This is a genomic window from Curtobacterium sp. NPDC089991 (genome assembly GCF_044748425.1).
Classification (GTDB): Bacteria; Actinomycetota; Actinomycetes; order Actinomycetales; family Microbacteriaceae; genus Curtobacterium.
In genome coordinates this window covers 42179-63223 of sequence record NZ_JBIVGB010000002.1, presented here as the reverse complement: position 1 = coordinate 63223, position 21045 = coordinate 42179, and the positions used below count along the sequence as shown (strand labels likewise).

General features: G+C 73.4%; 18 protein-coding genes. 11 read left to right on the top strand and 7 right to left on the bottom strand.

Annotated elements, in window-relative coordinates; translation table 11 throughout:
* The first annotated feature begins 64 nt into the window (after positions 1 to 64).
* From galE to ACIPV1_RS05440, 4 genes are all read left to right on the top strand, one after another.
* Positions 65 to 1027, top strand: coding sequence for a UDP-glucose 4-epimerase GalE (gene galE, locus ACIPV1_RS05455; RefSeq protein ID WP_402725896.1), 963 nt, complete (start codon positions 65 to 67; stop codon positions 1025 to 1027).
* A 188-nt stretch (positions 1028 to 1215) separates the two neighbouring features.
* On the top strand, positions 1216 to 1548 hold the full coding sequence (locus ACIPV1_RS05450; protein WP_374114433.1) for a WhiB family transcriptional regulator: 333 nt from the start codon (positions 1216 to 1218) through the stop codon (positions 1546 to 1548).
* Positions 1549 to 1728: 180 nt separating this feature from the next.
* Positions 1729 to 4566 (top strand): glycosyltransferase, encoded by a 2838-nt coding sequence (locus ACIPV1_RS05445; protein ID WP_402725895.1) that lies wholly within the window; start codon positions 1729 to 1731, stop codon positions 4564 to 4566.
* Positions 4563 to 5966 carry a DUF5719 family protein gene (locus ACIPV1_RS05440; protein ID WP_123938727.1) on the top strand — a complete coding sequence of 468 codons (1404 nt, stop codon included), beginning with the start codon at positions 4563 to 4565 and terminating at the stop codon, positions 5964 to 5966. The genes ACIPV1_RS05445 and ACIPV1_RS05440 overlap by 4 nt, the downstream gene beginning before the upstream one ends.
* Before the next feature lie 37 nt (positions 5967 to 6003).
* Here the strand turns inward: ACIPV1_RS05440 and ACIPV1_RS05435 are convergent, their stop codons facing one another.
* On the bottom strand, positions 6004 to 6444 hold the full coding sequence (locus ACIPV1_RS05435; protein WP_123938728.1) for a metallopeptidase family protein: 441 nt from the start codon (positions 6442 to 6444) through the stop codon (positions 6004 to 6006).
* A 78-nt stretch (positions 6445 to 6522) separates the two neighbouring features.
* On the opposite strand from ACIPV1_RS05435, the gene ACIPV1_RS05430 reads away from it, so the two are divergent.
* Complete coding sequence (locus ACIPV1_RS05430) at positions 6523 to 6738, top strand: DUF3499 family protein (protein ID WP_111085977.1); 216 nt, start codon at positions 6523 to 6525, stop codon at positions 6736 to 6738.
* A 104-nt stretch (positions 6739 to 6842) separates the two neighbouring features.
* Positions 6843 to 8321, top strand: coding sequence for an adenosylhomocysteinase (gene ahcY / locus ACIPV1_RS05425; RefSeq protein WP_123938729.1), 1479 nt, complete (start codon positions 6843 to 6845; stop codon positions 8319 to 8321).
* A 15-nt stretch (positions 8322 to 8336) separates the two neighbouring features.
* On the opposite strand, the gene ACIPV1_RS05420 is transcribed toward ahcY, so the two are convergent.
* The gene (locus tag ACIPV1_RS05420) at positions 8337 to 9206 is read right to left on the bottom strand and encodes an RDD family protein (protein WP_402725894.1); all 870 of its coding nucleotides are present in this window, start codon (positions 9204 to 9206) and stop codon (positions 8337 to 8339) included.
* A gap of 42 nt (positions 9207 to 9248) precedes the next feature.
* On the opposite strand from ACIPV1_RS05420, the gene ACIPV1_RS05415 reads away from it, so the two are divergent.
* Positions 9249 to 10247 (top strand): stage II sporulation protein M, encoded by a 999-nt coding sequence (locus ACIPV1_RS05415; protein ID WP_402725893.1) that lies wholly within the window; start codon positions 9249 to 9251, stop codon positions 10245 to 10247.
* 13 nt (positions 10248 to 10260) lie between these two features.
* On the opposite strand, the gene ACIPV1_RS05410 is transcribed toward ACIPV1_RS05415, so the two are convergent.
* The 5 genes from ACIPV1_RS05410 to ACIPV1_RS05390 are packed head-to-tail and all read right to left on the bottom strand — an operon-like array spanning position 10261 to position 15914.
* A complete protein-coding gene (locus tag ACIPV1_RS05410; protein ID WP_402725892.1) occupies positions 10261 to 11613 on the bottom strand; it encodes a DUF58 domain-containing protein in 1353 nt (450 codons plus the stop codon).
* A complete protein-coding gene (locus tag ACIPV1_RS05405) occupies positions 11613 to 12656 on the bottom strand; it encodes an AAA family ATPase (RefSeq protein ID WP_402725891.1) in 1044 nt (347 codons plus the stop codon). The genes ACIPV1_RS05410 and ACIPV1_RS05405 overlap by 1 nt, the downstream gene beginning before the upstream one ends.
* Positions 12653 to 13885 (bottom strand): DUF4350 domain-containing protein, encoded by a 1233-nt coding sequence (locus ACIPV1_RS05400; protein WP_402725890.1) that lies wholly within the window; start codon positions 13883 to 13885, stop codon positions 12653 to 12655. The genes ACIPV1_RS05405 and ACIPV1_RS05400 overlap by 4 nt, the downstream gene beginning before the upstream one ends.
* Entirely contained in the window at positions 13882 to 14523 is a 642-nt protein-coding gene (locus ACIPV1_RS05395; RefSeq protein WP_402725889.1) for a DUF4129 domain-containing protein, read from the bottom strand. The genes ACIPV1_RS05400 and ACIPV1_RS05395 overlap by 4 nt, the downstream gene beginning before the upstream one ends.
* The gene (locus ACIPV1_RS05390) at positions 14520 to 15914 is read right to left on the bottom strand and encodes a glycerophosphoryl diester phosphodiesterase membrane domain-containing protein (protein ID WP_402725888.1); all 1395 of its coding nucleotides are present in this window, start codon (positions 15912 to 15914) and stop codon (positions 14520 to 14522) included. The genes ACIPV1_RS05395 and ACIPV1_RS05390 overlap by 4 nt, the downstream gene beginning before the upstream one ends.
* 151 nt (positions 15915 to 16065) lie before the next feature.
* Here ACIPV1_RS05390 and mtrA point away from each other — a divergent pair, with 151 nt between their 5' ends.
* The 4 genes from mtrA (at position 16066) to ACIPV1_RS05370 (ending at position 20930) form a co-directional block, all read left to right on the top strand.
* Positions 16066 to 16740 (top strand): MtrAB system response regulator MtrA, encoded by a 675-nt coding sequence (mtrA, locus tag ACIPV1_RS05385; RefSeq protein ID WP_123292246.1) that lies wholly within the window; start codon positions 16066 to 16068, stop codon positions 16738 to 16740.
* Positions 16741 to 16745: 5 nt separating this feature from the next.
* The gene (gene mtrB / locus ACIPV1_RS05380; protein ID WP_243648968.1) at positions 16746 to 18467 is read left to right on the top strand and encodes an MtrAB system histidine kinase MtrB; all 1722 of its coding nucleotides are present in this window, start codon (positions 16746 to 16748) and stop codon (positions 18465 to 18467) included.
* Positions 18467 to 20161 (top strand): GerMN domain-containing protein, encoded by a 1695-nt coding sequence (locus tag ACIPV1_RS05375; RefSeq protein WP_123292247.1) that lies wholly within the window; start codon positions 18467 to 18469, stop codon positions 20159 to 20161. Before mtrB ends, ACIPV1_RS05375 begins: the two co-directional genes overlap by 1 nt.
* Positions 20162 to 20261: 100 nt before the next feature.
* On the top strand, positions 20262 to 20930 hold the full coding sequence (locus ACIPV1_RS05370) for a ComF family protein (protein ID WP_402725887.1): 669 nt from the start codon (positions 20262 to 20264) through the stop codon (positions 20928 to 20930).
* Positions 20931 to 21045: the final 115 nt, after the last annotated feature.

The window sequence follows — 21045 nt, the reverse complement described above, 5'->3', positions numbered from 1 at the left end:
ACCCGCTGGCGCGGTCCCGCACACCGCGACCGGGGTGCACCGTCCGTCCGCTAGCGTGGCGACCATGAGTTGGCTGGTCACCGGCGGTGCCGGGTACATCGGGTCCCACGTCGTCCGAGCACTGCGCTCGGCCGGCATCGACACGGTCGCGTTCGACGACCTCTCGAGCGGCTTCCGCGCGTTCGTGCCGGACGACGTGCCGTTCGTCGAGGGCACGATCCTGGACGGCGAGCTGGTCGCCCGCACCCTGCGCGAGCACGACGTCACCGGCGTGGTGCACGTCGCGGGCTTCAAGTACGCCGGCGTCTCGGTCGAGCGTCCGCTGCACACCTACGAGCAGAACGTCACCGGCATGGCGACGCTGCTCCGTGCGATGGCCGAGAACGGCGTCACGAAGGCCGTCTTCTCGTCGAGCGCCGCGGTCTACGGCACCCCGGACGTCGACGTCGTCGTGGAGTCGACCCCGAAGGCACCAGAGTCCCCGTACGGCGAGTCGAAGCTCATCGGCGAGTGGCTGCTGCGCGACATGGAGGTCGCCGCGGGCTTCACGACGACCTCGCTCCGCTACTTCAACGTCGTCGGCTCCGGCGAGCCCGACCTGTACGACGCCAGCCCGCACAACCTGTTCCCGCTCGTGTTCGACGCCCTGCTGGCCGGCCGCACGCCGCGCATCAACGGTGACGACTACGCCACCGAGGACGGCACCTGCGTCCGTGACTACATCCACGTCGCCGACCTCGCGCACTCGCACGCCGTCGCGGCGCAGAAGCTCGAGGCGGGGGAGCCGCTCGAGCAGGCGTACAACCTCGGCAGCGGCGACGGTGTGAGCGTCCGGCAGATCATGGACGCCATGGCGAAGGGCACCGGGATCGCCTTCGACCCGGAGATCGCGCCGCGTCGCCCCGGTGACCCGGCGCGCATCGTGGCCACCGGCGAGGCCGCCGCGCGCGACCTCGACTGGGCGATGCGCCACACCCTGGACGAGATGGTCACGAGTGCGTGGGAGGCCCGCCGCAGCGCCTCCTAGCGGCTGAGGACGTGTCAGTTGTCCCCCGAAACCCCGACAGACCGGGCGCGACACGCCCAGACGGGGGACATGACACGCCGAAGCGGTCAGTGCCTTCTATGATCCGCGACTTGACTCAGGCGAATGACACCGCTGTAATTACAGGCAACGACTTCAATCGTTGTGGTCCCGTTATCGAGACGTCAGGGGTGATCAGGGTGAACGGTTCCGACTTCCACGCCGGAGTTCCGGAGGACTGGCACGTCGACCCCGTGGCGCTCGGCGTCCCGGGTGTTCGACGGCCGGAGACGGACGACGAGGAGAACCCGCTCGCGTGGCAGGTCGACTCGCTGTGCGCACAGACCGACCCGGAGGCGTTCTTCCCCGAGAAGGGCGGCTCCACGCGCGAAGCGAAGAAGATCTGCACGTCGTGCGAGGTCCGTGCGCAGTGCCTCGAGTACGCGCTCGAGAACGACGAACGCTTCGGCATCTGGGGCGGCCTGTCCGAGCGCGAGCGTCGCAAGTTGCGCAAGCGCGCGTAGCCGTCCAGGAGGCACGGTGCGCGCCCGGCGCACACCGTGCGGTCCCGAATCCTCGTCGCAGGCTCCTCGGCGCGACCTCGCACGGCGCTGGCGCGCCGTGACCGCTCGGCCGCGCAGGTTCACGGCGCGCCGCCGTCCGCAGCGGACGCCGTGCCTCCAGACCGTAGAGTGACGCCCGTCATGCAGCCCAGAGTCACCGCGATCCTCGTCGCCGCCAACGGAGCGGCCCACCTCGACCGGACCCTGGACGCACTCGCGGCCCAGACCCGCCACCCCGAGAACCTGGTGGTCGTCGACGTCGGATCGACCGACGGCTCCACCGCCGGCCTGTCCTTCGGCGGGTCCGCCGAACTCCTGCGCCTGCCGGCCGGACGCCCCTTCGGCGAGGCCGTCGCCCGCGGAGAGCGCGAGGCCCCGCCCGCCGTGGTGGACGAGCCCGTCGACGAGTGGCTGTGGCTGCTCGGTCACGACAACGCGCCGTCGCCGACCGCGCTCGCCGACCTGCTCTCCGCCGTCGAGATCGCGCCGTCCGTGGTCGTGGCCGGCCCGAAGCTCGTCGCCGACGACGACCCCTCACTCATCCGCGCGTTCGGCGAGAGCATGACGCGCTTCGGCCGATCGATCGGTCTCGTGCAGGACGAGCTCGACCAGGGCCAGCACGACCGGCACACCGACGTGCTCGGCGTCGCCGCCGGCGGCATGCTCGTGCGCCGCTCGGTGTGGACCGAGCTCGCCGGCTTCGACCCGGCGCTGCCCGACGTCGACGCCGCCCTCGACTTCTGCGTCCGGGTCCGCCTGGCCGGGCACCGCGTCGCCGTGGTCCCCGAGGCGAAGGTCACCACCGCCGGTCCGGTCGAGGAGTTCGGCCGCAAGCGCGTCTCCGAGGCCCGCCGTGTCCGCATGCACCGGCAGGCGCAGCTGCACCGCCGGATGACCTACGCGCCGGGCGGACTGCTCTGGCTGCACTGGCTCACCCTCGTCCCCTTCGCACTCGGCCGGGCGATCGGCCACCTCGTCGCCAAGCACCCCGCGGCCGTCGTCCCCGAGCTCGCCGCGGCGTTCGCGGTGGCCTTCGGCGGAGGCACCGGTCGGGCGCGCAGGAACCTCGCCCGCACGAAGAAGCTCGGTTGGGCCGCCGTCGAACCGCTCCGGGTCAGCTGGCGTCGGGTGCACGAGCACCGCACCACCTCGCGCGACGTCGAACTCGCCCGGGTCGAGGACGCCCCGATCGCGCGGGCGTCGTTCCTCGGCGACGGCGGGATCTGGGTCGTGCTGGCCGCGGCCGTCCTGAGCGTCGTCACGCTCTACCCCCTGCTCGGCTCACCGGCGCTGACCGGCGGTGGCCTGCTGCCCCTCAGCACGAGCGTCGGGCAGCTCTGGCAGAACGTCGGGTACGGCTGGCACTCGCTCGGCACCGGGTTCACCGGTCCGTCCGACCCGTTCGCCGCCGTGCTGGCGGTCCTCGGGTCGATCGTGTTCTGGTCGCCCTCGACGTCCGTCGTGCTCGTGATGCTCGTCGCGTTCCCGGTCTCCGCCCTCGGCGCCTGGTTCGCGGTCCGCAAGGTCACCACGCGCAAGTGGGTGCCGGTGATCGGTGCCGCGCTGTACGCCATCGCGCCCTCGCTCGTCGGCGCGGTCACGACGGGCCACCTCGGCGCCGTCATCGCGCACCTGGTGCTGCCGTGGCTGTTCGTCGCCGTGCTCGAGGCGCACCGCTCGTGGGCCTGGGCCTCGGGCGCCTCGCTGCTGTTCGCGGTCGTGGCGGCCTCGGCGCCGTCGTTGCTGCCGGTCCTGCTGATCGGATGGCTCGTCGCGCTCGTCGTCGGGTGGCGCCGTGCACATCGTCGGGCCTTCATCCCGGTGCCGACCGCCGTGCTCTTCCTGCCGCTCGTCCTCGCCCAGGTCGCACGCGGCAACGTCCTCGCCGTCTTCGCGGACCCCGGCGTCCCGTCCGCCACGCGCGCACCGTCCGCGCTGCAGCTGGCCATCGGTCAGCCGCTGCCGGACTGGAGCGGGTGGCTGCCCGCCACGTCCGGGCTCGCCGCCGTCGGCACGTGGCTGCCGATCGTGATGGCCGTCCTGGCCGTCCCGATCGCCGCCGCGGCGATCGGCGCGATGCTCGGACACCGCTGGGCCGTCGCCGGCTCGGCGCTCGTCGTCGCACTGCTCGGGTTCGGCACCGCGTTCGCCGCCACCCACGTGACCGTCACCGGCGTCGGGTCGACCACCACCATCGTGTGGCCGGGCAGCGGGCTGTCGGTGTACTGGCTCGCGATCGTGGTCGCTGCCTGCATCGGGATCGACGTGCTGCCCAAGGCCGCCCCGGTCACGGGACTCGTCGCGACGGTGCTCGCCGGTGTCGCGGTGGCCCCCGCCTTCGCCGCGTTCTACCTCGGCAACGCTGCCATCCTGCCGACCACCGGCCGGGTGCTCAGCGCGTACGTGAACGCCGAGGCGCAGGCGAACCCCGACGTCGGCACGCTCGTCGTGGTGCCGCAGGACGACGGGTCGCTCGCGGTCGCGCTCGAACGCGGCCAGGGAGCCACCCTCGACGACCAGTCGACCCTGGACGCCACCGCCCTGCGGTTGAGCGAGTCCGGCGCCCGGCTGACGACGCTCGCCGGCAACCTGGCGAGCCGCAGCGGCTACGACCCCCGGCCGGCACTGCAGGAACTCGGCATCAGCTTCGTCCTGCTCGACGACGCCGGTGACGACCCCGAGGCGCAGACCGTGCACGACCGTGCCGCTGGCGCGATCGGGCAGAACGCGCTCTTCACGAGCATCGGTGAGACGACGAACGGCCAGCTGTTCCACTACGAGGGCGACGTCGACCGGACCACCACCGGGTCCGCCGCCGCCCGTGCCACACACGTCCTGTACCTGGTCGTCCTCGGCGTGGTGTTCGGGGCGGCCGCCCTGCTCGCCGTGCCGACGGCCCCGCGCCGTCGCCGCGCCACCTCGAACGTCATCGAGGCCGAGGAACCCGCGACCACCTTCGACGAGGAGCGCGACGAATGAGCACCACCACCCGCTCCGTCCGACGCTGGGTCGTCCGCGGCACCGCGACCGCGATCGCCGTCGTCGTGGCTGCCGGCGCCGTCACGGCCGCGCACGCCTACGGCACCGCGGCCGAACCGGGTCGCCCGGCCGGCCGCACCGTCACCCCGGTGCCCGCCGACGCCGAGCGCGTCTGCGCCGGCAGCGCCCTGCGCCTGTCCGACGACTCCGGCAACGACGCCACCCAGGCGAGCACCGTCGGATCGGCGACCGTGGCCACTGCGACGACCGGCTCGACCGTCGAGCGCACCTCGCTCGACCCGTCGTCCACCGGCGGCAGCGACCCGCGCCTGCTCACCGCCCCCGCGGGCGACACGACACCGCAGGTGGCGGGCAGCAGCTACCAGAGCGTCTCCAGCGGCGACCTGGTCGGTGCCGGCGCGGCGTCGTGCGACGACCCGTCGCAGTCGACCTGGCTCGTCGGCGGCTCGACCGAGACCGGGCGCACCAGCCTCGTCACCCTGTCGAACCCGACCGACGTGAACGCCACCGTCGACCTGGCCATCTACGACGGCACCGGCACGGTCAGCGCCCCCGGCACGACCGGCATCGTCGTCGCCCCGAACACCCAGAAGGTCGTCCCGCTGTCCGGCTTCGTGTCCGACCAGGGATCCACCGTCGTGCACGTGTCGTCCTCGGGCGGGCAGATCGTCGCCCACATGCAGGAGACCGTCGTCCGCACGCTGACCCCCGGTGGCTACGACATCGTCTCCGGCGGCGCCGCTCCCTCGCGGTCGCAGGTCATCCCCGGCGTCGTGCTCGCCGGCGCGCAGGAGGCACAGCGCGGTGACGACACGGCGGACGCAGCCCCCGTCGTCCGGCTGTTCGTCCCCGGTACCGAGTCGGCACGCGTCACGCTCGGCATCAGCACGGCGGACGGCGGCGGCACGACCGTGAACGCCACCGCCGAGCCCGGGGTCGTGACCGACGTCGCGCTCGACGACTTCCCGGACGGCCGCTACTCGTTCACCGTCACGTCGACGCAACCCGTCGTCGCCGGTGCCCGCACGACCTCACCGACGGCCGACGGCAACAGCGACCTCGGCTGGTTCGCCTCGGCCGAGCCGCTGGGCGACCAGGTCATCACCGCGGTGGCACCGGGGGAGGGTGTCCGCATGAACTTCGTGAACCCGACGCGTGAGGACCGTGCGATCACGATCCGCTCCGGCGACGAGAAGCGCACCATCACGGTGCTGTCGGGTGCCACCGCCACCATGCCCGTGCAGACCGCGAAGCAGCTCTCGATCTCCGGCGCCGAAGGGGTCGTGGTGGGCGTGACCTACCGCGGGGACGACGGCATCGCCGGGTTCCCGGTCCGACCGTCCACCCAGGTGTCCACGCCGGTGCGCGTCTACCCCTGACGGTGACGTCGGTGCGGCGCCTCCGGGCGTCGCACCGTCACCAGTGGCGGTAGCGGTCCGGCGCCAGGTCCCACGGGTCCTTGCCGATCAGCTCGCCGACGGCGCGGAACACGGCCGTCTCGATGATGATCCGCCGGTCCGCGTCGTCCTTCTCGGGGCTGCGGTTCACCCGCTCGACGGGGATCCGGAACACGGTGACCCTGCGGGTGTCGCGGTCGATGCGCCAGCGGGGCATCGCGTCGGGCAGGGTGGCGTCGGTCGGCATGTCGGCCACCTGGAACACCACGCCCGACAGCTCGTCGGGCCAGAGCCCGATCAGGTAGTGGGCACTGTCGCCGACGATGCGGTCGAAGGCCTCGGCGCGGGTGGTGATCGGTGCGAGCTCGGGACCGGTCACGCTCGACCGCCCGCCGCGTCCGTGCCGGGAGCGGCCTCGACCGCGGTCGACCGGAGTGACGAGGCGGGGCTTGCGACGCATCCCCACATCGTACGCGTGCCGTCGTCACTCCCGGTCGCTGCGGTCGCTCGTGCGCGCTCCGCTAGGCTCCCTGACGACATGGACGTGAGGATCTGCAGCAAGGTCGCGTGCGCCGCGAGCGCTTCGGCGACCCTGACCTACGACTACGGGGACTCCATGGTCGTCGTCGGGCCGCTCTCCACGCGGGTCGAACCGCACGGCTACGACCTCTGCGCCCGGCACGCGGCCGGCCTGCGCGTCCCGCGCGGCTGGCAGGTGGTGCGGCGCGAGCCGCTGCAGCGCGAGACCGACTGACGGCTCGCGTCCGCGACGCACCAGCGGTGGTGGACGGGAGGCCCGTGGAACGTGACCGACGTCGGCTGGGGACCCGCGCCTCCCGGCATGGAAGACTGATGGGCATGCCCACCGAAGCCCAGACCGCAGCACCGTACCGCGTCGCCGACCTCTCGCTCGCCGAGGCGGGCCGTCACCAGATCCGCCTCGCCGAGAACGAGATGCCGGGCCTGATGGCCCTGCGTGAGGAGTTCGGTGCGTCGCAGCCGCTGGCCGGCGCGCGCATCGCCGGTTCGCTGCACATGACGGTGCAGACGGCCGTCCTGATCGAGACGCTCGTCACCCTGGGTGCGCAGGTGCGGTGGGCGAGCTGCAACATCTTCTCGACGCAGGACGAAGCCGCCGCGGCGATCGCGGTCGGGCCGACCGGCACGCCGGACGCGCCAGCCGGCGTCCCCGTGTTCGCGTGGAAGGGCGAGACGCTCGAGGAGTACTGGTGGTGCACCAGCCGCATCTTCGACTGGACCGCCGAGGCCGCTGCCGTCGGAACCGAGTGGGCCGGTCCGAACCTGATCCTGGACGACGGCGGTGACGCCACCATGCTCGTGCACACCGGAGCCGACGCCGAAGCCGCTGGTGCTGCGCCGGTCGCCGGTGCCGATGCGAGTGCCGAGTGGAAGATCGTGCTCGACACCGTCGCGGCGTCGCTCGAGACGTCCTCCGACCGCTGGACCCGCATCGCCGCGGACATCGAGGGCGTCACCGAGGAGACCACCACGGGCGTGCACCGCCTGTACGAGCTGTCGCGCAACGGACAGCTGCGGTTCCCCGCGATCAACGTGAACGACTCCGTGACGAAGTCGAAGTTCGACAACAAGTACGGCATCCGCCACTCCCTGCCCGACGGCCTCAACCGTGCGACCGACGTCCTGATGGGCGGCAAGGTCGCGTTCGTGGTCGGGTACGGCGACGTCGGCAAGGGTGCGGCGGAGGCACTGCGCGGCCAGGGCGCCCGCGTCATCGTCAGCGAGGTCGACCCGATCTGCGCGCTGCAGGCCGCGATGGACGGCTACCAGGTGGCCCGTCTGGCCGATGTCATCGAGACCGTCGACATGGTCATCACGTGCACGGGCAACCTCGGCGTCGTGGGCGTCGACGAGATGCTCGGGCTGAAGCACCTGGCGATCGTCGCCAACGTCGGTCACTTCGACAACGAGATCGACATGGCCGGGCTCGAGTCCCTGCCGGGTGTGGAGAAGGTCGAGATCAAGCCGCAGGTGCACGAGTGGCGCCTACCGACGGGCCGCTCGATCCTGGTGCTGTCCGAGGGGCGGCTGATGAACCTCGGCAACGCCACCGGGCACCCGTCGTTCGTGATGAGCAACTCGTTCACGAACCAGGTCCTGGCGCAGATCGAGCTGCACACCCGTCGTGACGAGTACCCGACCGGGGTCTACGTGCTGCCGAAGCACCTGGACGAGAAGGTCGCACGCCTGCACCTCGGCGCCCTCGGGGTGGAGTTGACGACGCTGCGCCCGGAGCAGGCGGCGTACATCGGCGTGCCGGTCGAGGGCCCCTTCAAGCCCGAGCACTACCGGTACTGAGCGGGGCGCAGCGCGCTAGCGCGGGAAGCCCGGGGGCCGCGCCGACGCCGACGCGCCCGCCTCGGTGAGCAACCCGACGCGGGAGCGCAGCGCCTGCACGTCCCGCCCACTGCGCAGCACGACGACCCCGGCGAGGAACACCTCGGCAGGCACCGGCGGCACCGGGTGGGCGAAGGGTGCGATGTCCGCGGCCAGCGCGCGGGCGGCGGACTCCCGGAGTTCGGGGCGCATCACGGCGGCCCCGCGGAAGAACGCGCCGAGCCGGTTCTCGAGTCGCTGCGGCAGCGCCGAGACGTCCGCGACCGTGGCCCAGGCCGTCAGCTCGGGTGGCAGCACCACCTGGGGGTCGCGCTGCTTCGGCAGCCGCTCGTGCTGCACGACGGTGCCGGCGAGCAGGTCCCCGAGGCGCCGCGGACGACTGCCGAACAACGCCACGAGCAGCGCCACCGACCCGAACGTCATCCACAGCTCGAACAGCCCGACGAGCGCGCGGGTGAAGGCGTGCCGGAACCCGATCGCACCGCCGTCGACCCGGACGACCCGCGTGCCGACGGCGTACCGGCCGACGCTGCGGCCCCGGGTCACCGTCTCGACGGCGGCCGGCACGAGCACGAGCACGGCGACGAACAGGGCGATGCTCAGCGCGGCGCCCCACGCCTCGTCGAGGCCGCTCGGCCACAGCCGGGACACCCCGAACACGAGCAGCAGGTACAGGACGAGCAGGCACACCCCGTCGAGGAGCGCCGACGCCAAACGCAGGACGAGTCCGGCCGGCTGCACGTCGAGCGCGACCGCCTCGCCGACCACGAGCTCGTCGGCGGTCTCGTCCAGGGCGAGCGAGAACCGGGCATCGGCGAGGTCGCGCGGCGTGCGGGGCTTCGACATGGGATCATTCTGTCGGAAGTCGGCCGACACGAGGGGGAACACGTGGACCTGGACGCCTACGCCGAGGTGCACCGCGACCGGTGGCAGGAGCTCGACCGCCTCGCGCGCGCCCAGCACACCACCGGTGCCGACGTCGACCGGCTCGTCTCCGGCTACCAGGCCGCCGCGACGGACCTCGCCCGCATCCGGGGCGCGGCACCCCGCACCGCGACCGGTGACCGGCTGTCCCTCACCCTGTACCGCGCCCGCCTGCGCTTCACCGGCACTCCGGTCGACCCGCTCACCGCGGTCGCCCTGTTCTTCACCCGGCAGCTGCCCGCGGCGCTGTACCGGATCCGCTGGGTGACGATCTGGGTGGCGCTGGCCACCGGCGCGATCGGCGCGATCGTGGCCGTCTGGATCACGACGACACCGGGGGCGACGGCGACCTTCGGCACGCCGGAGGCGCTCCGCCAGTACGCCACGCAGGACTTCGTCGACTACTACTCCGACCACGGTCTCGGTGCGTTCACGGCCCAGGTGTGGACGAACAACGCCTACATCGCGGCCACCATGGTCGCGTTCGGCATCACGGGCGTCTTCGTGCCGTTCTCGATCATGCAGAACGCCGTCGGGCTCGGGGTCTCCGCGGCGATCATGCACTCGCAGGGCCGCCTGGCCGACTTCTTCCTCTACATCGCCCCGCACGGCCAGCTCGAGCTGTACTCGGTCTTCCTCGCCGGCGGGGCGGGCCTGATGATCTTCTGGTCGTGGGTCGCTCCGGGACCGCACCGGACCCGTGCGCAGGCCCTCGCCGAGGACGGCCGAGCCCTCATCACGATCGCGGTCGGCCTGACGCTGACGCTGCTGCTGTCCGGCCTGGTCGAGGGCATCGTCACCCGTCAGGACTGGCCGTGGCCGGTCAAGATCGGCATCGGGACGATCGCCCTCGCTGCGGTCCTGGCGTACCAGTGGGTGCTCGGCGGTCGCGCGTACCGGGCCGGGGAGCGCGGCGACCTCGACGAGTTCGAGCGCGGCACCTCCGCCCTGGTCGCCGGGTAGCGTCCGCCCGGTTTCAGAGCCGGCCGGTCGCCTTCGCGCGCAGGTAGGCGTCGGCCACGAGCGGTGGGACGTCCTCCGGTGCGCCACGGACGACCTCGGCGCCACTCCGGCGGGCGACGTCGGCGACGCCGTCGGCATCGAGCAGGGTGCGTTCGGCGGCTGCCCGCCGGTACACGTCGCGCTCCGCGCCGGTCGGGAGGCCCGGCACGCGTCCGCCCCGCGCCGTGCGGATCGTCGTGGCCGGGTCCACCCCGCCGCGTGCGGTCCGCTGCACCGCCGGGTCCTCGATGCTCGTCACCACGACGGCGTGCCGCCGGGTGAGCCGGGGCAGCACCGCCAGCAGGTCGCCGGAGGCACCGACCGAGTCGAGGCTCGACGCCAGCACGACGAGCGCCCGAGAGGTCGTGATCGAGTCGACGAGCGCCGGCACGGCGGACCAGTCGGTCGCGGCGAGTCCGGGTTCCGCCATCGCGAGGGCCTCGCCGAAGCGCTGGACCACGTCGGTGCGGGTCGCCCCGTGCACACGGTCGTGGACGGTGTCGTCGAGGACCGCCAGGTCGACCCGGTCTCCGGCGGCCGCGGCCAGGGCGCCGAGGAGCAGTGCGGACTCGATGAAGGTGTCGAGGCGCGGTTCGTCCGCGACCCTGCCGGCTCCGGCGCGCCCGGCGTCGACGACGACCACGACCCGACGGTCGCGCTCCGGGCGCCAGGTGCGGACCACGAGGTCCTGCCGTCGGGCGGTCGCTCGCCAGTCGATCGAGCGGACGTCGTCGCCCCGGACGTAGTCGCGCAGCGAGTCGAACTCGGTGCCGTGGCCGCGGAGCTGCAGGGTGGTCTCGCCGTCGAGTTCGCGCAACCGGGCCAGCCGTGACGGCAGGTGCCGTCGCGAGCGGAACGGCGGCGTGACGACGAGTTCGCCCGGTGCCGTGACGACCCGCTGCCGGGCGGCGAGACCGAGCGGACCGAACGCCCGGACCGCGACGCCGGCCGTGCGGCGTCGACCGCGGCGGAACGGGGTGAACCGCATGCGGGCGGTCCGTCGTTCGCCCGCGGGCACCGTCATCCGGACCCGGCGCGGCCGGTGTCCGGCCGAGGGCTCCCACATGTCGCGGACGATGCCCCGGAGCACCCGCCCGCCGTCGTTCGCGAGTACGAGCGTGCCGTCGGCGGTGCTGTCCCGGCGGGCCAGTCGCGGCATCCGCCGTTCGACCCGCACGCGTGACAGGTCGGCGGCGAGCAGGACGTCGAGGGCCGCGGCGAGCAGCACGACGACGACCCACGCCAGGCCGGCCCACCCGCTGGCGAGCAGCACGGTGGGCACGACGGCGACGGCGAGCAGCGCGACGAACCGGCCGGAGAGCGCCACTAGATCGGCACCCGCACCTGCTCGAGCACCTGCTGGAGCACCCCGTCGGCGCCGACGCCCTCGAGCTCGGCGTCGGCGGCGACCCGGAGCCGGTGCCGCCAGACCGGCAGGGCCATCGCCTGCACGTGGTCGGGCGTGATGGCGTCGTAGCCGGTGAGCCACGCCCAGGCCTTCGCGGCGGCGAGCAGGGCCGTCGCACCGCGCGGGCTGACCCCGACCCGGACGGACGGTGCCTGACGGGTGGCGCGGGCGAGGTCGACGATGTACGCCAGCACGTCGTCACGAGCACCGACGGCCCGGACGGCGCGCTGCGCGGCGAGGACCTCGTCGACGCCGACCACCGGGGTGATGCCCGCCGACCGGACGTCCCGCGGCACGAAGCCGTCGGCGTGCCGGCGGAGGACCTGCCACTCGACGTCGCGCGGCGGGATGTCGAGCGTCAGCTTCACCAGGAAGCGGTCGAGCTGCGCCTCGGGGAGCGTGTACGTGCCCTCGAACTCGATCGGGTTCATGGTCGCGGCGACGAAGAACGGGTCGGGCAGCAGCCGGGCGTCGCCGTCGACGCTGACCTGGCGTTCCTCCATCGCCTCGAGCAGGGCGGACTGGGTCTTCGGGGGCGTGCGGTTCACCTCGTCGGCGAGCAGCACGTTCGTGAAGACGGGGCCCTCGCGGAACGGGAACGTGCCGGTGGAGGCGTCGTACACGAGCGAACCGGTCACGTCGCCGGGCATCAGGTCCGGCGTGAACTGGATCCGCTTCGTGTCGAGGGACATCGCGGCGGCCAGGCTGCGGACGAGCAGGGTCTTGGCGACGCCGGGCACGCCCTCGAGCAGCACGTGCCCCTGCGCCAGGAGTCCGACGATCATGCCGGACACCGCGCCCTCCTGCCCGACGACGGCCTTGGCGACCTCGGCCCGGACCCGCCCGAAGGCGTCGCGGAGCCCGGGGTCGTGCTGGTTCCGGTCGTGCTGGTTCCGGTCGTGCGGGGCGCGGTCGCCCGGTGCGGGGACGTGCTGGTCGGGGGCAGCTGGCAGGTCGGTCACGGTCGTGCTCCTGGTCGGTCGTGGTCGGTGCTGGGACGGTCGCCCGAGGTGGATCGTCGGACGGCCCGTTCGAGGTCGTCGAGTGCCCTCGTGCCGTCGACGAGGGCGCGGTCGTCGGAGGTCGGACCGCCGACGAGGACGGCGCCGACGCGGTCGTGCGGGATGCCGGTGGCGCGGGCCGCTGCGCGGACGACGTCGTCGACGTGCGCGGACCGGGGGAGTCCGAGCAGCCGGCCGATCCGGCGCACCGCGGCGACACGGAGGGTGTCCAGGGCGTGGGTGCGGTCGTGGGTGCGGGCGTACATGCGGGCACGGCCCTCGGTGGTCTCGGCGGCGCGGACCACGACGGGCATCCGCTCGACGACGAGCGGCCCGAGACGTCGGCCCCGCCACACCGCGGCGGCGACGGCCACCAGGGCGAGCAGCGCGAGGCCGCTCGGCACCCACGGTGGTGCGAGCTCGCCGAGGGTCGGGGCGGCGTCTGGGGCGCCGACGGTCGGCGTGTACCAGGTGAGGCGGTCGTCCGAGCCGAGCAGCCCGAGGGCGAGCGCGGCGTTCCCGGCGGTCGTGATCGTGTCGTTGCGGAACGCCGAGGTGGTGCCGACGAGGGTGACGTCGCCGCCGGGCGTCGCCGTGCGGACGAGTCCCCAGGCTCGGTCGTCGCCGCTGCCGGACGGCGCGCAGCGATCCGCGTCGGGGTCGTCCACCGTGTAGCCGTACCCGGCGGTGGACACCCGCGCAGCCGACGCCGCGGCCGGGATCGCGCAGGACGCGGTGGACACGGTGTCGTCGCCCTCGGGCGCGGTGGCCGTGGTGACGTCGAGGCCGAACGACGCGAACGGCGTGGAGTCGACGCCCACCAGGACCACGTGGTCGGCGGTCCGGGCGAGGCGCTCGGCGACGCCTGGGTCGAGGACGCCGTCGGAGTCGTCGACGAACACCGTGCCACCGTCGATCCCGTCGGCACGGTCGGTCACCCGGACGGAGGTGCCATCCTGCTCCAGGACACGGACCAGCGCAGCCGATCCGCTCGCGGTGGTCGAGGTGGGGTCGAGCGGCCGGCGGTCCGGGCCCTCGGCGCCCTGCACCACGGCGGTGAGCACGGCGAGCACGAGCCCGACGAGCACGATCGCGACCCAGAAGCCGACCCGGAGTCGGCGGCCCTCTGGCTGGTCCGGCGACGGCGCACCCGTGCGCGGCGCAGCTGCGGTGGCAGTGCTGGCGGTCATGCCGGTACCACCGGCCCCGTGGACCTGGCCGGACGAGCCTGGCGCACGGCGCGCTCGGTGTCGAGGACCCGGCGAGCGTTGCCCTCGTCGGCGTCGAGCCCGAGGTAGCGGACGGCGTCGAAGGCCGTCGCGGCGTCGTCGAGCGCCGCGGCCTCGGCGGGGAACGGCGCGGCGCCCCGCACCGCGATGGTGCGTGCGGTGGCCCCGGGGACGTCCGGGACCAGGTCGCGCTCGCCGAGGCCGCGGGCCGTCGCACGGAAGCCGTCGAGGACCGCGGCCGACCAGTCGCCCCGGCGGATCGCGGACTGTGCGGCCTCGAGCAGTTCCCGGGCGGACCGGAGGTCGTCGTCGTCGAACACCCCGCCGGTGTCGTCCGCGCCGCTGCGTGCACGACGTCGGGGGAGCCCGCGGGCCACGACGACGAGCACGACGACGGCGACGAGCACCACGATGGCGATCACCAGGGCCGTGCGGGCCGCGACTGGGGAGTCGAGTCCGTCGGCGCGGAGCGACCCGAGCCAGTCCAGGAACGTCCGTGACGCCCGGTCCCACCACGTCACGTGCGCGCCGTCGTACGCGGGCCGGTCGAGTTCGCGTTCGAGCAGACGTCGGGCCTCGTCGGGGTCGACCGCGGTCATGCGGTCCCGTCCGGCGGCCGGTGCTGCCCCTGCTGCGGCGGGTGTTGCGGCCACGGTTGCTGCTGTCCGGGCCAGGGCTGCTGCCCCTGCTGCTGTCCGGGCCACGCCTGCGGGGGCTGTCCGGGCCACTGCTGCGGCTGCTGCGCCCACGGCTGCTGCTGCCCGGCCCACTGCTGCGGCGGCCACGGCGGTCGGGCGACCGGTGCGGACGGTGCGAACGGGTCGGCCGGCTGCCCGGTGTCGAGGTGCGACGCGATCCGCTGGTCGAGGGCCTCGGTCCGGATCCGTCGGTCGATGGTCAGGAAGGTGACGACCGCCGCACTCAGCACGTCGGTGACGCACTGCACCGCGATCGCGAGCAGGCTGCCGATGACGATCAGGACGAGGGCGCCCGCACCGATGCCCGAGGACGCGTCGGTCTGCCCGAGCGGGTCGAACACCCCGCCGACGAGCACGGCCCCGATGGTGAGCGGCGCCGTGGCGATCGACGCCGCGACCCCGAACATCACCTGCACGAGCAGCAGGATGCCGAAGGTCCGCCAGAACGCACCTCGGGTGAGCCGCCACGACTGCGCGGCGGCGGCGAAGACCGGTCGGCCCTCGAGCGCGATGGTCGGCACGGTGAAGGCGAAGCGGATGCCGAGCCACGTCAGCACGACACCGAAGCCGAGCACCATCACGAAGACCGCCAGGACGAACCACCCGGCGCCGGCGTCCCCGGCACCGAGCGCAGCGAAGAACCCGAAGAACACCACCGCGACGATGATCCCGACGACGAGTCCCGCGCCGATCTGCACGAACATCCACCCGACGACCGGCCACCGCCGCCCGGCGAGCAACGCCCAGAGACCCCGGAAGGTCGCGCGTCGGCCGAGCACCCGCTGGCCGGTGTCCGCGGCGACCGGTGCGACCAGGAAGCCGCGCCCGAGGTACGCCAGGAACGGCAGGCCGATCGTCAGCAGGATCCACAGCGTCACCGAGCCCGCGACGATCGTGTCGCCACCACCGCTGCCGTCGAACGCCGTCATCATCCGCGACTGCAGCGCCTGCTGGCCGAACGTGCTGACGAGGGTGGAGAGCAGCCCGAGCACACCGCTGAGCAGCACGCTCCAGAGCAGCAGGACGCGGGCGTTCCGGCGGAAGACCGTGAAGGCGCCGCCGAGCACGTCACCGAAGCCGAGCGGGCGCAGGGGGATCACCGGACGCGAGCCGGACGGCGGACGACCGCCGGGGGGTCGACCCGGCCCCGGGGCGGGCGGCGGCGGCGCGGAGAAGCGGGGCGGGCCTCCCGGCTGTCCCTGCCACGCGCCCTGCTGCCCGGCGCCCTGCTGCCCGGCACCCTGCTGCCCGGCCCCCTGCTGACCACCGCCAGGCGTCTGCCAATCGGACATGACCTCGGCCCCCTTCGTCGTGTCGGTCCGCGCTGCGACGCGCGGTCCACCTCCATCCTGGCGGAAAACGCCGCGTGACGGGGCCTCGGCTATCGTGTGGGGACACGTGCCGACCCGGCACCACCCGCACGCCACACGGAGTCCACATCACATGACACCGCGCATCCTCGTCGTCGACGACGACCAGGCCCTCGCCGAGATGATCGGCATCGTCCTCCGCTCGGAGGGCTACGAACCCGAGTTCAGCGCTGACGGCAACGACGCCGTCGACGCGTTCCACAGCACGAAGCCGGACCTCGTCCTGCTCGACGTGATGCTCCCGGGCATCGACGGCATCGAGGTCTGCAAGCGCATCCGTGCCGAGAGCGGCACGCCGATCATCATGCTCACCGCCAAGAGCGACACCGCCGACGTCGTCCTCGGCCTCGAGAACGGTGCCGACGACTACGTCGTCAAGCCGTTCAACCCGAAGGAGCTCGTCGCCCGCATCCGCACGCGGCTGCGGCCGAGCGCCACCGACGCCACGGTGCTGCACGTCGGTGACGTGACGGTCGACGTCGCCGGGCACGAGGTCCGCCGCGGCGACACCGTCATCGCGCTCACCCCGCTCGAGTTCGACCTGCTCCGCGCGCTCGCCGAGAAGCCGAACCAGGTCTTCACCCGCGAGATGCTGCTCGAGCAGGTCTGGGGCTACCACTACAAGGCCGACACCCGCCTGGTGAACGTGCACGTCCAGCGCCTGCGCGCGAAGATCGAGCACGACCCGGACAACCCGAAGACCGTCACCACGGTCCGCGGCGTCGGGTACCGGGCCGGAGGAGCCTGACCACCGTGCCGCCCGCCCCGCCCGCCGGCACCGCTCCCGGCACGGCAGCCGGTGCCACCCCCGGCACGGCCACCGTGTCGATCGGGGTGGTCGGCCGCGGCCGACGACGGATGCGCCGCTGGGTCCGCCGTGGCTGGCGGCCCGTCGCGTACGTGTGGCGGCGGTCCCTGATGTTCCGCTCGGTCGCCATCACCGTGATGACGACCGGACTGGCGGTCGGGATCATCGGCACCGCCGTCATGGTGAGCATCTCGACGAACGTCTACTCGCAGCGCCGCGACCAGATCGAGTCCGAGTCGGCCCGCGCGACCATCGTCGCGCAGGGGATCTTCGACGCCGCCACCGCGGCCGAGGACAACAACCAGTCCGAGCTCGAGACGCTGCAGAACGAGGCGCAGCAGGCGATCCTGTCGAACACGACGAGCCCCGGCGGCACGAGCATCGCGATCGAGCGGAGCCCGGACCAGTCCACCCCGCAGACGCTGCAGACCATCGCGAGCCAGGACTTCCCGGACGCCGTCATCACGGACGCCCTGCGCAAGGAGGTCGGCGCGAACACCGGCAAGCTCAGCCTGCAGCCGGTGCAGCTCGACGACGACGGCCGCCGCGTGCCCGGGCTCGCCGTCGGCTCGACGCTGCAGATCCCGAGCGCCGGCCAGTACGAGCTGTACCTGGTCTACGACCTGTCCGATGCCCAGCAGACCCTCGACTTCGTGTCGCAGACGCTCTCGATCGGCGGCGTCGCGCTCATGGTGCTCATCGCCCTGGTGACGTCGCTCGTGGTCCGGTTGGTCGTCGTCCCGATCCGCGAGGCGGCGGAGACGAGCCGCAAGATCGCCGCCGGACGCCTCGACGAACGCATCCCGGTGCGCGGCCAGGACGACCTGGCGACCCTCGCGCGGAGCTTCAACGGCATGGCCGAGGCGGTCAGCCGGCAGATCACCCAGCTCGCCGAGCTCTCCCGCGTGCAGCAGCGCTTCGTGTCGGACGTGTCCCACGAGCTGCGCACGCCGCTCACCACCATCCGGCTCGCCGGCGACATGCTCTTCGACTCGCGGCACGCGTTCGAGCCCTCGGTCGGGCGCTCGGCCGAGCTCCTGCACGCCCAGGTGGAGCGGTTCGAGCTGCTGCTCGCCGACCTGCTCGAGATCTCCCGCTACGACGCCCAGGCCGTGCAGCTCGACACCGAGCCGTCGGTGCCGGCGGCGCTCGCCGCGGACATCGTCGAGGAGTTCCGCCCCCTGGCCGAACGCGCCGGCATCGACCTGCAGCTCGCCACCCCCGGCGGCCACACCACGATGCGACTCGACGCCAAGCGCGTCCGCCGCATCCTGCGCAACCTGGTCGGCAACGCGATCGAGCACGGTGACGCCAAGCCCGTCCAGGTCGTCGTCGACAGCGACGCCCGCACGGTCGCCATCGCGGTGCGCGACCAGGGCGTCGGCATGCCGCCGGAGGACGCAGCACGGGTGTTCGACCGGTTCTGGCGCGCCGACCCGAGCCGCAAGCGCACCATCGGCGGCACCGGCCTGGGTCTCGCGATCAGCCTGGGCGACGCGAAGCTGCACGGTGGTCGGATCGACGTGTGGTCGCGCCCCGGTCAGGGATCGACCTTCGTGCTGACGCTGCCCCGCAACGAACAGGTCACCGCCGCGACGTCGGCGATCCCGCTGCCCGAGCTCGACGAGTCGTACGACGGCCCCCGCGCCGTGCGAGAGGAGTCCTGATGCGTCCCCGTCTCCGTCCCCGCTTCCGGCACGTCGTCGCCGCGGCGCTGGCGGCGGTCAGTGTGCTGGCGCTCACCGCCTGCGCCGCCATCCCCGTCGACGGCGCCGTCCGCACCGGGCAGACGATCAAGGACGAGTCGCTGTCCGGCGTCGACTTCCGGCCGGACAAGCCGATCACCGGCTCCGACCAGACGGCGATCCTGCGCGGGTTCATCGCGGCGGCCACCGGTGCACAGGACAACTACGCCATCGCCCGGCAGTTCCTCGCCTCGGACTTCTCGCAGCAGTGGAACCCGCGGCAGGGCGTCACGATCCGCGACGGCAGCGGCACCGTCGAGCGCGCCGACGACCGCGAGCTGACGTACACGCTCACCGCGAGCGCGACGGTGGACTCCGAGGGGGAGTACACCCAGGCGGTCCGCCCGACCTCGTCCACCCTGACGTTCCAGTTCACCCGCGAGGACGGCGAGTGGCGCATCGCCTACGCCCCGGACGGCATCATCCTGTCCCCGGTGAGCTTCGACTCCGTCTTCCAGCAGCACGCCCTGTACTTCTACGACCCGACGTTCCGGTTCCTCGTACCCGACGAGCGCTGGTTCCTCGCCCGCTCGTCCACCAGCACCCGCATCGCCAGCGCCCTGATGGCCGGTCCCGCCGACTGGCTGAAGGGCGCCGTGGTCTCGTCGTTCCCCGAGGGCACCCAGCTCTCCCTGAACGCGGTCACCATCGACAGCGGCACGGCACTCGTCGACCTGTCCAGCGACGCCCTGCGCGCCAGCACCGTCGACCGTGTCCGGATGCGCGAGCAGCTGAGCAAGTCGCTCGCCTCGGTCGCCACGATCTCGTCGGTGTCGATGACCATCGAGGGCGCGAGCCTGTCCGTCCCCGACTCGAGCGGGGCGAACGCGCAGCAGAACCCGGACGTCGACCCCCGCCCCCTCGTCGACGAGGACGGTGTGGTCGGCTACGCGGCCACGGGCACCGGCAAGGTCTCGAAGCTCGGCGGCGGCGTCGGCGACACCGTGGCCGGCCTCGACCCGACCTCGATCTCGCTGTCCGCCTCCGGCACCACGGCCGCCGTCGGCAACCGCGACGGTGCCGTCGTCGTCCGCGGCGACGACCACCTGCGCGTCGACGCCCGCGAGGACCTCGTCGCCCCCGCGATCGACGACCTCGGGTTCGTGTGGGTCGGCCAGTCGTCGGACACCCGCCGGATCACCGCCTACGGCCTCGGCGGCGACCCGCACCAGGTCGCGACGTCGTTGCCGCGCGGTGACCTCGTGTCGTTCCAGGTCTCCCGCGACTCGACCCGGGCACTCGCCCTGATCCAGACCGCCGACGGCCCCGGCCTGTACGTGATGGCGATCATCCGCGGGTCCGACCGGTCCCCGACGTCGTTCGGCGCAGCCGTCCGCGTGCAGGCGGCCACCGGCGACGCGGTCGGGGCGACGTGGGTGAACGACACCGACGTGGCCTCGGTCGGGCAGACCACGGCCGGGCCGAACGTCGTCCGGACCACCATCGGCGGGCAGTCGAGCACCCTGCCGAAGCCGGACGGGCGCGCGACCTCGATCAGCGGCGGGAGCGGTGGTGCGCTGCTGCTCCGGATGTCGAGCGGGTCGGTGCTGCAGTCCACCGGCGGCGGTTGGGACACGACCGGCGTGACCGCGGACGTGCTCGGCGTCCAGCGCTGACGTCGCGGTCACCCCTCCACACCCACCCCGGCCGGGAGGCCCGTCCACCGTCCGCACCGTCGGCCCATGCCCGCCCTCCGGTCGCCACCACACTCGTTGCATGCGCACCGAGGACCGGCCCACGCCGTGGCGTGACGCGGCGCTCGCGGTGCTCAGCCTGTTCCTGCCGGTGGACTGCCTGGGCTGCGGACGGCCGGACCGTGCGCTCTGCCGGGCCTGCCGCACCGCCCTGGCCGCACGCCCGCGTCGGGTCCGACTCGTCGCGGGCGTGCGGCTCGACGCCGCCTTCGAGTACGAGGGACTCGTCCGGACCCTGCTGCTCGAGCTGAAGCTCCGCGGTCGGGTGGACGTCGCACGACCGCTCGGCGCTCGCTTCGGCTCGCTCGTGCGCGCCGCGCTCGCCGAGGCACCCGTGGGCGCCGTGGTGCTGCGGGTCCCGCCGTCGCGGGCGGGGGCACGGCGTCGGGGGTTCGACCCCGTGGTGCTGCTGCTCGCCCGCGGCGGCGTCCGTGGCACCGGGCGGCTCCGACGGGTGCGGGTCCGGGGTGGACCGGCGAGCGGGGGACCGGGCCAGAAGGAACGGACGGCGATCGAGCGGGTCGCCGCGACCGTCGGGACGCTGCGGGCGTGCGGGGTCGACGGGCGGGACGTGGTGCTCGTGGACGACGTCGTGACGACCGGCGTGACGATGGCCGAGGGGGTGCGGGCGGTCCGCGCCGCGGGCGGCCGGGTCGTCCGGTGCGTGGCCGTCGCGAGCGTCGAGGACTGATGGCTCGGTGAACACCGGGTGACCGCTGTGCGTCCGGTGGGTGTCCGGCAGACTCGCCGACGCACCGTGACGCGGGACCTGCGGCGGGTCTAGCCTCGCGGCAAGGCGTTCGGGT